Here is a 13,956-nt window from a genome sequence, read left to right on the forward strand (position 1 = left end):
CTAATGGTTATGCTGCAGTCCAGCCCCCGTCAATCGAGATGTGGGTGCCGGTGACCTGGCGGGCGTCGTCGCTGGCGAGGTAGAGCGCCAGCGCGCCGATCTCCTCGGCCTTGACGAATTCATGCGTCGGCTGGGCCTTGAGGATCACTTCGGTCTTCACCTGCTCCTCGGTCATGCCGCGGGCCTTTGCCGTATCCGGGATCTGCTTTTCGACCAGCGGCGTCAGCACATAGCCGGGGCAGATGGCGTTCACCGTGACGCCCGACTCAGCAAGCTCCAGTGCGGCCGTCTTCGTTAATCCTAATATACCATGTTTCGCCGCCACGTAGGCAGATTTGAACGGCGAGGCGACGAGGCCGTGGGCCGAGGCGATGTTGATGATGCGGCCATGCTTCTTCGCCTTCATATGCGGAATGGCTGCGCGCATCGTGTGGAAGGAACTCGACAGGTTGATGGCGATGATCTGGTCCCACTTGTCGATCGGGAAATCCTCGATCTTCTCGACATGCTGGATACCGGCATTGTTGACGAGGACATCGACGGTGCCGAAGGTCTTTGCCGCCGTTTCGATCAGATCGGCGATCTCGGCGGGCTTGGTCATGTCGGCCGGATGGTAGAGGGCGCGTGCCTCCGAAAGTGATTCAAGCCGCTCGGTGATCGCCTTGATTTCCTCGGCTTTTCCGAAGCCGTTGATGACGACGTTGTCGCCCTTGCCGGCAAAGGCGGTGGCGATCGCCAGGCCGATGCCGCTGGTGGAGCCGGTGACGACGACGGTTCTCTTCATGAACGCTTCTCCTTGGTCCGCAATGGACCAAGGTTATGCGCAAAGAGCGGTGGCTGACAATCGCCGCGTTGCCTCTATCAGCTTCCGGCGAGCAGTCCGTTGGTGAAAGCTGCCGAGAAGTCCGGGCGCTTGGCAAGCGGTGCGCCATTGGCATCCTTCAGGATACAGGCATCGAAGAGATAGTTGCCGATCGCGTTCATCTTGGCCGGCTCCATGTCGCCAGCCTTGCCTGGTCCCGTGCGCAGATAGGCGCCGTCAACGAGGGCTTTCAACGAGGCGTGCACCAGTTCGGCGTTCATCAGCGCGCCGTCCGATCCCTTGATCAGGATGTCTGCTGCCTCATCCGGATGATCGGCCGCGAATTCATACCCCTTCCGCGTTGCCTGCATGAAGGCGCGGGCAAGCTCCGGCTTCTCTGCGAGATAGGCGTTGCTGCTGCCGATGAGGGCCGTGTGTTCGTCGGGCACACCGTAATCGGCATAGACGAAGGCGCGCTGGGCCTTGTTTTCCAGTTCGGCCTGAACGCCTTCCCAGGTGTAGACTTCGAGGGTGAAATCGACGGCGCCGTTGTCGAGTGCCTGATAGGCGGAGGTTCCCAGCGTCACGGTCTCGAATTCGCCCTTGCCGCCGGCGTTCTTGATCATCGAGCCGAGCAGGGCGTTTTCCCAGGCGCTGCCGAAGCCGCCATAGGTCTTGCCGTCCAGATCCTTCGGCGTCTTGATGTCGCTGCGATCGGCCTTGAAGACGACGCGGCCGGTTTCTTTCTGGACGATGGCGAAGGTGCCGATGAGATCGGCGCCGGCGGCGCGCTGCGTCATCAAGCCGATTGAGCCGAGAACGCCGAAATCGGCGACACGGCTGGCAACGAGGGTCGCGGCCGAAGTGTCCGTGTAGGGGAGAATTTCGACGTTGATACCGGCGTCGCGGTAGAAATTCCTGTCACGGGCCAGGTAGAGGCCGACGTGATTGGTGTTCGGCGTCCAGTCGAGGGCGACGGAAACCTTGGGATTGGCGGCGCGAACAGTGAGCGGTGCGGCGGCCAGTGACAGAATGCCGGCAAGCGCGGTGCGGCGGGTGATGGACGGAAGGGTCATGGCTGATCTTCTCCTTCGAAGAGCGTTGCGAGGATGCGGTTTTCGATTGCAATGACGTCCGTCTGCTGCCTGCCGGGTTCGGTGCGCGGGCGGGGCAGATCGCCCCTGGTTTCGAGGACGACGCGGGCCGGACGGGCGGAGAGCACATAGATGCGGTCGGAGAGCAGCACGGCCTCGCGCACGTCATGGGTGATCAGGATCACCGACAGCCCCCGGCGCAGGCAGAGCGCTTCGAGAAAGCGCTGCATCTTCAGGCGGGTCAGCGCATCCAGCGCGCCGAAGGGTTCGTCGAGCAGCAGGATCGGCCGCTGCTGGACGACGGTGCGCAGCAGAGCGACACGCTGGCGCATGCCGCCGGAGAGTTCATGCGGCCAGCTGCGTTCGAAGCCCTCCAGGCCGAATTCGGCCAGCAGCGGCGTGATTTCGGCGCTCGCGTCCCGTCTCGACATCCCCGCGATTTCGAGGCCGAGTGCTGCATTGGCAAGCAACCGCCGCCACGGCATCAGCGCATCGCGCTGCGGCATGAAGGCGAAGGGGCGGGTTTCTGAGACCAGCGTATTGCCGTTCATGCGGATAGTGCCGCCTGTTTTGGCGACGCTTCCGGTCAGGATCCGGAAGAGCGTGGATTTTCCGGCGCCCGACGGGCCGAGAATCGAGACGAATTCGCCCGCGTGAAGCTCTAGCGAAATACCATCGAGCACATCGACGGTGCCGAGGCGGCAGCTGAGATCGCGGATATCGAGAAGAGGCTGATCGCTCATCGACGGTCGTCCCGGCTGGCGCGGTGCCAGGGCATGGCGAGCCATTCGACGAGCACGGCCAGCGAAAACAGGATGAGTGTCAGTAGCGAACTGACGAGCACGGCGGCAAGCACGAGATCGGCGCGGAAATTGTTCTTGGCGTTGAGGATATAGATGCCGAGCCCGCGGGCAGCCCCCGCATATTCGGCAAAGATCGCGCCGACGACCGCGTAGGTGATCGAGATGCGCAGCCCGGCGAAGAAATAGGGCAGTGACGCCGGCAGCCGCGCCACGATGAAGCGCTTCCAACGCGAGGCGCCCATCGAGGCCAGCAGCTCCTCGATCTCCGGTTCGGCTGCCGCATAGCCGCGGGCAAGGGCCACCAGCATCGGAAAGAAGGTGACGAGGGCGACGAGCAGAATTTTTGGCAGCAGCCCGAAGCCGAACCAGAGCACGATCAGCGGTGCGATGGCGACCAGCGGCAATGTCTGGCTGATGACGAAGACCGGCATCAGGGCGGCGCGCAGGCGCGGCGCAAAGTCGATGGCGACCGAGAACAGGAACGCGATTGCTAGCGACAGGCCGAAGCCGGAGATCGTCGCCTGCAGCGTCGGCCAGCTGTTGTTCAGCAGCGCTGCGCGTTCGACGAATGCCTGGGTGATGACGCGCGATGGCGCAGGCAGCGTCGTCGGCGGCACACCGGCAAGCTCAACATAGGCTTCCCAGATGGCCAGCAGCGCGCTGACCGACAGCACGGCGGGCGCAGAACGCATGGCAAGTTGCGGCAATCGGATGAACCGCAGCATCGGCAGTCTCCTGACGTGAGGCAGCGATCAGACGGCGGATGGACTGTTGGCGGAGACGGTGAGGTCGATGGTCACATGGCCATTCGGCGGACCGAAACGGACGAAGGCTTCGTGAATGGTCGCGAAGACCGCACCGGCGTCGCCCTTGACGCGGGTACAGAAATTCTTCGAGCGGTCGAAGACGCCCGAATTCTTCAGGAAGTCGATGCAGCCGTAGATCTCTTCCATGTGATCGCCGGTGCCCATGACATACAGCGAGAACTGCGCCGCCGCTTGGCGGCCAGTGACCGGCGAGGAGGCAACGGCTTCCAGCGCTGACGCCTTGCGCTCGGCAAGCGGCAGGACCGGACCCGAGAGGGCTTCGGTATGGCACATCGGATCATCCGGCTCACCCGGGCAGCCGCGGGAGATGGTAGCGCGCAGCACCGCATGGATGCCATCGGCCGAACCGCTGACATAGAGGTCGCGCATCGCCGCAAAGACCACATCGGGCGTGCCGACGATCAGCGTCGAGATGTCGTCGGTCTCGATCCTGAGCCTGTCGCGATAGGGGTCGAGGGCCGGAAGGGCCGAGAGGATGACATCGACGAAACGGTCGGTCATCGGGTAAAGGGAAATTTGTGCGCCAGAAAACATCGCTCGCCTCGCTCCGCTGGTATTATCCAGATCAGCTCAAGAGTTCGAGACCATGCGGCCGCATCTCAGCCCCGGCTATACGGAGCACCCCTGTCGTTGGTGCCCTTTAAGCATGCGTCGGCCGGCTTGTAAAGCGGCCTATTTACGGCGAGGCAAAATTGCGATCGGCTTTCTTTTCTCTTTCGTTTCTGCGTCTTAAATGATCTATCTGAAAGCCGCTGAGCTTAGAGGGAGGGGCAGGCATGAGCGGGTATGTTCTGGCGATCGATCAGGGCACGACATCGACGCGGGCGATCGTTTTCGATGGCGAGATGAAGATTGCGGGCGTCGGCCAGAAGGAGTTCACGCAGATCTATCCACGCTCGGGATGGGTGGAGCACGACCCGGAAGAGATCTGGGATTCGGTGGTTTCGACCATCCACATGGCGCTGCGCGAAGCCAAGGTGAAGGCGACCGATATTGCCGCACTCGGGATCACCAACCAGCGCGAAACCGTCGTCGTCTGGGAGCGTGCAACGGGAAAGCCGATCCAGAATGCCATCGTCTGGCAGGACCGCCGCACCGCCAGCTATTGCGAGAACCTGAAACGCCAGGACCTCGAAAAGCTCTTCACCAAGAAGACCGGCCTGATCCTCGATCCTTATTTCTCCGGGACCAAGCTGTCCTGGATGCTGGCCAATGTGAAGGGCGCGCGGGCCCGGGCCGCCAAGGGCGAACTCTGCTTCGGCACCATCGATACATTCCTGATCTGGCGGCTGACCGGCGGCAAGAACTTCGTCACCGATGCGACCAATGCCTCGCGGACGCTGATGTACAACATCGCCGACAATAGCTGGGACAAGGACCTGCTGGAAATCCTGCGCGTTCCGGCTGCCATGCTGCCGGAAGTGAAGGACTGCTCGGCCGATTTCGGCATCACCGAGAAGTCGCTGTTCGGCGCCGAGATCCCGATCCTCGGCGTTGCCGGCGACCAGCAGGCGGCGACCATCGGCCAGGCCTGCTTCGAGCCGGGCATGATGAAATCCACCTATGGCACCGGTTGCTTCGCGCTGCTGAACACCGGCTCCGACATGGTGCGCTCGAAGAACCGGCTCTTGACCACCATCGCCTACCGGCTGGACGGCGAGACGACCTACGCCCTCGAGGGATCGATCTTCATCGCCGGGGCGGCGGTGCAGTGGTTGCGCGACGGGCTCGGGATCATCGACACGGCCGGAGAGACCGGCAAGCTGGCTGAAAGCGCCGATCCCTCGCAGGAGGTCTATCTGGTGCCCGCCTTTACCGGTCTCGGGGCGCCGCATTGGGATCCGAAGGCGCGTGGCGCGATCTTCGGCCTGACCCGCAACAGCGGCCCGGCGGAGCTTGCCCGCGCCGCACTCGAAGCCGTCTGCTACCAGACACGGGATCTGCTCGATGCGATGCAGAAGGACTGGAAGAACGGCACCGACGATACCGTGCTGCGCGTCGATGGCGGCATGGTCGCTTCCGACTGGACGATGCAGCGGCTGTCGGATCTGCTCGATGCGCCTGTCGACCGACCGGTGATCCTGGAGACCACGGCGCTCGGTGCCGCCTGGCTGGCGGGCAGCCGCGCCGGTGTCTGGCCGGACCGGAAGACCTTCTCCGCCAAGTGGAAACGAAACAAGCGTTTCGAGCCGGATATGGACGAGAAGACGCGAGCCGCCAAGCTCAAGGGCTGGCGGAATGCGGTGAAGCGGACGCTGAGCGACGCATAGGGCGGTGCGCCAGGTGGGTGGCGGTGGGACGAGCGCTTCATCCCATTCACAGTCTTCACGTGCGAGCCTCAGTCCTACCCACCGCCGTCATGCTCTGGCTTGTCCCGAGCATCTGCAACGGCTGACGTAGGAGTTCGTTAGATCCTCGGCACAAGGCCGAGGATGACGGAGGGGGCGTGCCGCTCTCTGCGAACTTCAAACAAGACCCTCCAAATCATTACCATCCGCACTGTGCGCGAATGCCGCAATCTCGCTGCTTGCGTCTTTTGTACCGATCGGTACAATATATCCTCATCAGTACAGGAGAAAAGACAATGACTGCGCTTATTCCCCCCTTCACGCTTGAAACCGCCACCCAGAAAGTCCGCCTTGCCGAGGACGGCTGGAACAGCCGGAACCCGGAAAAGGTTTCGCTCGCCTACACGCCTGATAGCGCCTGGCGCAATCGCGCCGAGTTCGTCAACGGACGGCCGGAGATCGTTGCCTTCCTGGCGCGCAAATGGGCCAAGGAGCTGGACTACCGGCTGATCAAGGAGCTGTGGGCGTTCCGCGAAAACCGCATTGCCGTGCGCTATGCCTATGAATGGCACGACGACAGCGGCAACTGGTTCCGCTCCTATGGCAACGAGAACTGGGAATTCGATGCCAGCGGCTTGATGCAGCGCCGTTTCGCTTGCATCAACGACATGCCGATCAAGGAATCGGACCGCAAATACCATTGGCCGCTCGGCCGCCGTCCGGATGATCACCCGGGGCTGTCGGAGCTTGGTCTCTGAAGGATTGATGCCCTGAAGACCGTTTACGAACGCCGCGATGTCGTGCCCCTGCTTGCCGAGATCTTTCGGGAGCTCGGCTATGAGGGCACGACGCTCAGCCGGATCACCGAACGCACCGGGATTGGCAAGGGCAGCCTCTACCACTTCTTCCCTGGTGGGAAGGAGGAGATGGCGGCGGCCGTGCTTGCCGAGGTCGACCGCTGGTTCGAGGACTTCATCTATCAGCCGCTGCGCCGCGACGAGCCCGCCGTGGCGATCGCGGCGATGTGGCGTGGCGTTGACGATTACTTCCGCTCGGGCGGGCGCATCTGCCTGGTCGGCGCCTTTGCGCTGGATGGGACACGAGAGCGCTTCAGCGAGGCGATCAACAGCTATTTCAGGCGCTGGGTCGAGGCGCTGGCCGGGGCGCTGACGCGGGCTGGCCGGAACTCCGGCGAGGCGCGGGCCGAGGCCGAGCACGCGGTGCTGGGTATCCAGGGCGCGCTCGTTCTGTCGCGCGCCCTCGATGATCACGATGTTTTCCGCCGGGCCATCGCCGGGCTGCAGGTGAGGCTTTCGCCTACTTCTTGAGCCAGGGGCTCTTCGTGCTCCAGAAGATGACGCTGGCGCCGAGATAGTCGTCGGCGAAGGCGGTGAATTCTTCCTTGGTGAAGGGCTTCTTGGTTTGCGGGTTCCTGTAGGTCAGCGTCGGCTCCTGAACCGCCATGCCGACATAGGCAAGCTTGCCCTTGTACTGATTGAAGAACGGATAGGAGTTCTTCATCTGCGCCTTGCGGTTCGGCACGATATCCGGGCCGCCGAGGCCGATATTGTTCTTCGCCGCGAAGTCGAAGAGGCGGCTCATGTATTTATGGTCGTTTTCCCATTCGCAGGGCCAGAAATTGACATACTGGACGACCATGGACTTCGTGAACGCCTTGCGGGCGAAGCCGAGATTTTCCATCTCGCCTGCGAAATAGGCGTCGCAGGAAAAATCCTTCGGCTCGTTCTTCGGGTCGAGGTCGATCGATGTCTCCGGCAGGTTGATGCCGTAGACGCGGCCGTCGAATTTCTGCGCAAGCGCGGTCAGCAGCGCCTGATAACGTGCGCGCACGGCCGGGTTCCATTGCTGCGCCACCCAGCCGGAACCGATGCCCTTGTTCTCGCCGGGATTGTCGAATTGCGGCGCCAGCCCGCCGCCATACTCGGCGCCTTCGAGCATGTAGTCGGGGATGTTGCGGGCCTTCGGATTGAAGAAGCGGTCCTGCACCTGGATGAATAGCTTCTTGTTCAAGCTCTCGGCGATCGCCAGGTCCTTCTCGATCGCCGAGAAGTCGTACTCGCCTTTGCCCTTTTCCAGCATCTTCCAGTTATAGACCACCTGCGCGCCGCCAATATCCGGCCGCTCCAGCAGGGACTTTGCCGCCTCGAGGTCGCCGGAGCCGGTATAGATGAAATTCTGCGGCGCGGCATAGGCGGCGGAAGCCGCCACGGTGATCGCAGCCGATAGCAGCAGGCTTTTGAAAAGATGCATGTTTCGTCCTGAAATATGATGTTGGAAATCCAGCCGCTGGAGACATCGAAGCCGAAGGTGGCAACTCGATGGCGAAAGGCGGGATGGCTGATACAATCCCCAATGCTAAATTTTCCGGATGTAATTTTTTGCTGCGCCGTGTCGGATGGCGCGTTACTCCTTCGTCATTGAGGAAGAGGAGTAACCGATGCTGTATGCGATCCTTTGCTATGCCAATGAAGAAACCGTCTTTTCCTGGTCGAAGGAAGAAGAGGATGCCGTCATGGCGAAGCTCTACGCCGTGCAGGAGCCGCTTGCCAAATCCGGCAAGCTCGGCCCTACCGGTCGCCTGATGCCGACGACCTCTGCGACCACGCTGCGCAAGGGCAAGGACGAGCCGCTGGTGCTCGATGGACCCTTCGCTGAAACTAAGGAAGCGCTCCTCGGTTTCTACTGCATCGACTTCGATACGCTGGATGAGGCAATCGCCTTCGCCAAGGATCTGTCGGCCGCCAATCCGGGCTCGACCTCCTACGAGATCCGCCCCTTCTACGTGTTCCATCCGGGAGATAGAGCCACATGACAGACATTGCCTGGATCGACGTGACGCTGGCTTCGGCCCGGCCGAAGGCGCTGGGCGCGCTGCTACGCTATTTCCGCGATCTCGATATCGCGGAAGAGGCCTTTCAGGAGGCCTGCCTGCGCGCCATCCGCACCTGGCCGGACAAGGGCCCGCCACGCGATCCGACGGCATGGCTTGTATTCGTCGGCCGCAACAGCGGCATCGACGCGGTGCGCAAGCAGAAGAAGACGCAGGCGCTGCCGGATGAGGAGCTGATCTCCGATACGGAGGATGCCGAAAGCGATATCGCCGACCGGCTGGACGAATCGAATTATCGCGACGACATCCTGCGGCTCTTGTTCATCTGCTGCCATCCGGATCTGCCGGCGACGCAGCAGATCGCGCTGGCGCTGCGCATCGTCTCCGGGCTGTCTGTGCAGCAGATCGCCAAGGCGTTCCTGGTTGGCGAAAGCGCCATGGAGCAGCGCATCACCCGCGCCAAGGCCCGTGTCGCCAAGGCCGGCGTGCCCTTCGAGACGCCGGGACCGGAGGAGCGGGCAGAGCGGCTCACCATCGTCTCGACGATGATCTATTTGGTCTTCAACGAAGGCTATTCGCAGGGCGACCCGAAGCGCGATGCGGCCGCCTTCGCCGACGAGGCGATCCGCCTCGGGCGGCTGATGCTGCGGATCTTTCCGGGTGAACCCGAGATCATGGGGCTGCTGGCGCTGATGCTGCTGCAGATCTCGCGCCGCGAGGCGCGTTTCGATGCCAAGGGCGAACTGGTTCTGCTTGAGGATCAGGACAGGACGCGCTGGAACCATGCGCTGATCAACGAGGCGCTGAACCTGCTCGACAAGGCGATCCGCCATCGCCGGCCCGGCCCCTATCAGATCCAGGCCGCGATCGCGGCGATCCATTCGCGCGCCAAGCGGGCGGAGGATACCGATTGGGAAGAGATCGAAATCCTTTACCGGGTGCTGGAGCGTCTGCAGCCTTCGCCGGTGATCACGCTGAACCGTGCGGTTGCCGTCTCCAAGCTCAAGGGGCCGGAAGAGGCGCTGGCGCTGGTCGATACGCTTGCCGAAAAGCTCGACGGCTATTTCTATTTCCATGGTCTGAGAGGCGGCCTGCTGAAGCAGATGGGGCGGACGCGGGAGGCGCGCGAGGCGTTCGACCGGGCCATCGCGCTCGCCAATTCCGCCGCCGAGGCCGCCCATATCCGCCTGCAGCTCGATGGCCTGCAGAAACCGCCGGTGCTGTCCGGCGTCAAATAACCTACGAAAAAATCGATCACGATGTCGGAATGGCGGGAGCCGCCACGTCCTTGGAACAACCTGATCGTACACAGGTTTCGCTCAACAGGAGGAATGCCGAAATGACCGCCACGACACAGCATGAACTGGTTCTCGTCCGCGAAATGAATGTGCCGCGCGAGAAGATCTACAAGGCCTGGACCGACGAGAATTCGATCAAGGAATGGTTCGTTCCGAAGCCCTGGACGATCGCCGAAGCCAAGCTCGATGTGCGCCCGGGTGGCTCCAGCTACGTCGTCATGCAGGACCCTGACGGCAACAAGTATCCGAATTCCGGGGTCTATCTGGAGCTCGTCGAAAACGAGAAGATCGTCTTCACCGATGCCTATACGAGCGGCTGGGTGCCGTCCGAAAAGCCGTTCTTCACCGCCGTCATCCTGCTCGAAGATCTCGGCAACGGCCGGACGAAATATACCGCCAAGGCGCTGCACTGGCGTGCCGAAGACAAGGAAGCGCACGAGAAGATGGGGTTCCATGACGGCTGGGGTACCGTCGCTGGCCAGCTTGAGGAATACCTGAAACGCAATTGATCGGCTTAAAGCGGACGCTGAGGCGGTTTCGATTTCGATTCCGCCTGCGCCCGCAAGCCGTTGAATTTGGATTCGGATTGGCCGCTGGCCTGATCCCATCCAGCCATCAACTTTATCGAACGATCCGTTCCAGAATTTCCGTTTGCCCAGGGGCTTGCCGATCCTTATCTGAGGAGCAAGTTCAACAGGATGCCGACAATGGAACTGGGTCTCTACACTTTTGCCGACGTCAACCCCAATCCGAGCCGCAGCAAGGGTGCGGAGGGTGCCGAGCGGTTGAAGCATCTGATCGAGGAAATCGAGCTTGCCGACCAGGTGGGGCTCGATATCTTCGGGCTTGGCGAGCATCACCGTCCTGACTATGCGGCCTCCGTTCCCGCCATGGCGCTGGCGGCTGCCGCGGTGAAGACCAAGAATATCCGGCTGACAAGCGCCGTCACCGTTCTGTCCTCCGAAGATCCTGTCCGCGTCTTCCAGCAGTTCGCAACGCTCGATCTGTTGTCGAACGGACGCGCCGAGATCATGGCGGGGCGCGGGTCGTTCATCGAGTCCTTTCCGCTGTTCGGCTACAATCTCGAGGACTACGACCAGCTGTTCGAGGAGAAGCTCGATCTGTTGATGGCGCTGCGCGACGAGGAGGTCGTCAATTGGAAGGGCGAGCTGCGGGCGCCGATCAACGGGCGGGGCGTCTATCCGCGTCCGCTGCAGGATCCGCTGCCGCTGTGGATTGCCGTCGGCGGGACGCCGCAGTCGGTGGCGCGGGCAGGCGCCATGGGTCTGCCGGTGGCACTGGCGATCATCGGCGGGGAATATCCGCGTTTTGCGCCGCTCTTCGAGCTCTATCGCGAGGCGGCACGCCGGGCAGGGCAGGATGCCTCGAAGCTGAAGACCAGCATCAACGTTCACGGCTTCATCGCCGATACGACCGAAGCGGCAGCCGACCAATTCTATGGGCCGCAGGCCGAGGTGATGAACCGCATCGGCCGCGAGCGCGGCTGGGGGCCGACGAACCGGGCGCATTTCGATGCGGCGCGGGGACCGATCGGCAACCTCTTCCTTGGCAATCCGGAACAGGTGGCCGAGAAGATCGTTGCTGCGCACAAGCTGTTCAAGAATGACCGCTTCCTGCTGCAGATGGCGATCGGTCTGATGCCGCATGACCAGATCATGCGCGGCATCGAGCTCTACGGCACGAAAGTCGCGCCGCTGGTCAGAAAGGCATTGACTGAAACGGGCGAAGGCGCGAAAGCCACCGCCTAGACCCGCAATTGGCCTGCCGCCGATGCGGCAGCCGGGAAGAACGATGGTAATCGAAAACGACGACGAACTGGAAAAGCTGAAGGATGTCGGTCGCATCTGCGCTAACGCCATCCAGATCATGGCGGCAGCGCTTGAGCCGGGGATCACCACCCTGGAGCTTGACCAGATCGGCCGCAAGGTTCTCGAAGATGCAGGCGCCCGTTCGGCGCCTGAATTCTGCTACCAGTTTCCGGGTGCGACCTGCATCAGCGTTAACGAGGAAATCGCCCACGGCATTCCCGGCCCGCGGGTGATCCGCCCGGGCGATCTCGTCAATATCGACGTCTCGGCCGAGAAGAACGGCTTCTTCGCCGACACAGGCGCCTCCTTCACCGTGCCGCCGGTCAAGCCGAAGATCGAGCGGCTCTGCCGCGACGGCAAGCGGGCGCTGTTCGTCGGCCTCAACCAGATCAAGTCGGGCGAGCCGCTGGCAAAGATCGGCAATGCCGTCGGCGCCTTTGCAGCCAAGAACCGCTACACGCTGGTCGCCAATCTGGCGAGCCACGGCGTCGGCCGCTCGCTGCACGAGGAGCCGGGCGAACTCTCGACCTGGCCGGATCCGTCCGAAAAGCGGATCATGACCGATGGTCTGGTCTTCACCGTCGAGCCGTTCCTGTCGCTCGGCGCTACCTGGGCCGAAGGCGGCGACGATGCCTGGACGCTCTATGCCGATCCGCAGGCGCCGACAGTGCAGTATGAGCACACCGTCGTTGCCACCCGCAACGGGCCGCTGATCCTGACGCTGCCGGATCTTGCTGCTTAACCGGGTAGGGCGCTCATCCTTTACGGCGCCCGGCGGCCAGGCTTAGCACCACACTCATCCGAATATTCAGGCGTCTACCGCCTATGGCCGATTAGCGGCTGCGGCATTTCCGCGGTACCGCTTGAGACATGCCGGCTGAACCGTTGCCTTGCCCGCCGGCTGTTGCGGAGGGTCGGGAATGCTGCAGAGACAACAGGGCAGTGGATCGGCCGTTCAGCACGGCTATCGCTCGGATATCGACGGGCTGCGCGCTGTCGCGGTTCTGTCCGTCGTCATCTTCCATGCCTTTCCCACCTGGCTGCCGGGCGGCCTTGTCGGCGTCGATATCTTCTTCGTGATTTCGGGCTATCTGATCAGCGGGCATATCCTGCAGCAGCTGCATGACGACCGCTTCTCGATCTTCGATTTCTATAGCCGCCGCATCCGCCGGATTTTTCCTGCGCTGATCGCTGTACTGCTGTTCTGCCTGTGCGTTGGCTGGATCGCCTTGTCGGCGGCCGACAACCGGGAGCTTGGAGAGCATGTGGCGGGCGGCGCCGGTTTCGTCGCCAACCTGCTTTTCTGGTTCGAGATCGGCAGCCAGAAGGATGGCGGGATTTCCAATCCGCTGCTGCATCTCTGGTCGCTCGGGGTCGAGGAGCAATTCTACATCGTCTGGCCACTGGCGGCCTGGATTGCCTGGCGGCGCGGCATGAACGTGATCAAGACGATCGCCGTCGTGGCGTTTGTCTCGATGATTGCCAATCTGGTCATCGTCTACCTTGACCGGACAACGGCATTCTACCTGCCGATTACCCGCTTCTGGGAGCTGCTTGCCGGTGCCGCGCTGGCCGAGCTTGAGCGGTCCCGCGGCAATCTTTCGAAACCGGCGGCCAATGCCGCTGCCATCTCCGGCATCGTGTTGCTGGTTCTGAGTTTCGCGCTGATCCGCGAGAAGCAGGCTTTTCCGGGCATCATCGCCGCCGCACCGGTTCTCGGAGCCGTGCTGGTGATTGCTGCGGGGAGGAACGCATTTCTGAAACAGGCGATCTTCAGCAATCCGATTGCCATCGCCGTCGGCCTGATCAGCTATCCGCTTTATCTGTGGCACTGGCCGCTCTTGTCGTTCGGCTACATCGTCGAGAAGGACACGCCGGCGTTTTCCGTTCGCATCGGCCTGCTTGCCGCCGGCTTTGCCCTTGCGGCCCTGACCTATCTGCTGATCGAAAAGCCGATCCGCTTTGGGCGGTTCAGGAAATCGGCCGTGGCCGTTCCACTGTTTGCGGTGATGACGGCGATTGGCGTTGCCGGATATTGGGTCGCGGAGCGCGACGGGCTGCCGGGCAGTTCGGTGCGGCGCGACATGGCGCAGATCGGCCCCGTCCTGCAAAAAGACGGCCGCCACGCAACGCGCGACGGCAGTCCGCTTTAAGGTCCGGCGTG

Annotated in this window: 15 protein-coding genes; 9 read left to right on the plus strand and 6 right to left on the minus strand. The window is 62.4% G+C overall.

Annotated features, from left to right (window positions below; translation table 11 throughout):
* Positions 1–7 precede the first annotated feature (7 nt).
* The 5 genes from AC1DJO_RS00185 to AC1DJO_RS00205 all read right to left on the minus strand — a co-directional run bounded on the left by AC1DJO_RS00185 (position 8) and on the right by AC1DJO_RS00205 (position 4,060).
* On the minus strand, positions 8–784 hold the full coding sequence (locus AC1DJO_RS00185) for a 3-hydroxybutyrate dehydrogenase (RefSeq protein ID WP_112537941.1): 777 nt from the start codon (positions 782–784) through the stop codon (positions 8–10).
* A 77-nt stretch (positions 785–861) separates the two neighbouring features.
* The gene (locus tag AC1DJO_RS00190; protein WP_477968327.1) at positions 862–1,878 is read right to left on the minus strand and encodes an ABC transporter substrate-binding protein; all 1,017 of its coding nucleotides are present in this window, start codon (positions 1,876–1,878) and stop codon (positions 862–864) included.
* A complete protein-coding gene (locus AC1DJO_RS00195; protein ID WP_477968329.1) occupies positions 1,875–2,639 on the minus strand; it encodes an ABC transporter ATP-binding protein in 765 nt (254 codons plus the stop codon). The genes AC1DJO_RS00190 and AC1DJO_RS00195 overlap by 4 nt, the downstream gene beginning before the upstream one ends.
* Entirely contained in the window at positions 2,636–3,424 is a 789-nt protein-coding gene (locus AC1DJO_RS00200) for an ABC transporter permease (protein WP_477968331.1), read from the minus strand. The genes AC1DJO_RS00195 and AC1DJO_RS00200 overlap by 4 nt, the downstream gene beginning before the upstream one ends.
* Positions 3,425–3,451: 27 nt before the next feature.
* On the minus strand, positions 3,452–4,060 hold the full coding sequence (locus AC1DJO_RS00205; RefSeq protein ID WP_477949359.1) for a YkoF family thiamine/hydroxymethylpyrimidine-binding protein: 609 nt from the start codon (positions 4,058–4,060) through the stop codon (positions 3,452–3,454).
* Positions 4,061–4,302: 242 nt separating this feature from the next.
* Between AC1DJO_RS00205 and glpK the strand changes: the two genes are divergently transcribed.
* The 3 genes from glpK to AC1DJO_RS00220 all read left to right on the plus strand — a co-directional run bounded on the left by glpK (position 4,303) and on the right by AC1DJO_RS00220 (position 7,142).
* The gene (gene glpK / locus AC1DJO_RS00210) at positions 4,303–5,796 is read left to right on the plus strand and encodes a glycerol kinase GlpK (protein ID WP_477968333.1); all 1,494 of its coding nucleotides are present in this window, start codon (positions 4,303–4,305) and stop codon (positions 5,794–5,796) included.
* Between the two features lie 314 nt (positions 5,797–6,110).
* Complete coding sequence (locus tag AC1DJO_RS00215; RefSeq protein WP_310294220.1) at positions 6,111–6,572, plus strand: nuclear transport factor 2 family protein; 462 nt, start codon at positions 6,111–6,113, stop codon at positions 6,570–6,572.
* 12 nt (positions 6,573–6,584) lie between these two features.
* A complete protein-coding gene (locus AC1DJO_RS00220) occupies positions 6,585–7,142 on the plus strand; it encodes a TetR/AcrR family transcriptional regulator (protein ID WP_477969191.1) in 558 nt (185 codons plus the stop codon).
* Here the strand turns inward: AC1DJO_RS00220 and AC1DJO_RS00225 are convergent.
* Positions 7,132–8,085: a hypothetical protein gene (locus AC1DJO_RS00225; protein WP_477968335.1), complete on the minus strand. Its 954-nt coding sequence runs from the start codon at positions 8,083–8,085 to the stop codon at positions 7,132–7,134. The two genes, AC1DJO_RS00220 and AC1DJO_RS00225, sit on opposite strands and share 11 nt — an antisense overlap.
* A gap of 187 nt (positions 8,086–8,272) precedes the next feature.
* Between AC1DJO_RS00225 and AC1DJO_RS00230 the strand changes: the two genes are divergently transcribed.
* The 6 genes from AC1DJO_RS00230 (at position 8,273) to AC1DJO_RS00255 (ending at position 13,945) form a co-directional block, all read left to right on the plus strand.
* Positions 8,273–8,647: a YciI family protein gene (locus AC1DJO_RS00230; protein WP_477968337.1), complete on the plus strand. Its 375-nt coding sequence runs from the start codon at positions 8,273–8,275 to the stop codon at positions 8,645–8,647.
* A complete protein-coding gene (locus tag AC1DJO_RS00235) occupies positions 8,644–9,903 on the plus strand; it encodes an RNA polymerase sigma factor (RefSeq protein ID WP_477968339.1) in 1,260 nt (419 codons plus the stop codon). Before AC1DJO_RS00230 ends, AC1DJO_RS00235 begins: the two co-directional genes overlap by 4 nt.
* A 101-nt stretch (positions 9,904–10,004) precedes the next feature.
* Entirely contained in the window at positions 10,005–10,472 is a 468-nt protein-coding gene (locus AC1DJO_RS00240; protein ID WP_477968341.1) for an SRPBCC family protein, read from the plus strand.
* Between the two features lie 198 nt (positions 10,473–10,670).
* Entirely contained in the window at positions 10,671–11,732 is a 1,062-nt protein-coding gene (locus tag AC1DJO_RS00245; RefSeq protein WP_477968343.1) for an LLM class flavin-dependent oxidoreductase, read from the plus strand.
* Between the two features lie 43 nt (positions 11,733–11,775).
* Complete coding sequence (gene map, locus AC1DJO_RS00250; protein WP_112390296.1) at positions 11,776–12,534, plus strand: type I methionyl aminopeptidase; 759 nt, start codon at positions 11,776–11,778, stop codon at positions 12,532–12,534.
* Between the two features lie 178 nt (positions 12,535–12,712).
* Complete coding sequence (locus AC1DJO_RS00255; RefSeq protein WP_477968345.1) at positions 12,713–13,945, plus strand: acyltransferase family protein; 1,233 nt, start codon at positions 12,713–12,715, stop codon at positions 13,943–13,945.
* The last annotated feature ends 11 nt before the right edge of the window (positions 13,946–13,956 follow it).

The organism is Rhizobium sp. 05N430 (genome assembly GCF_056396985.1).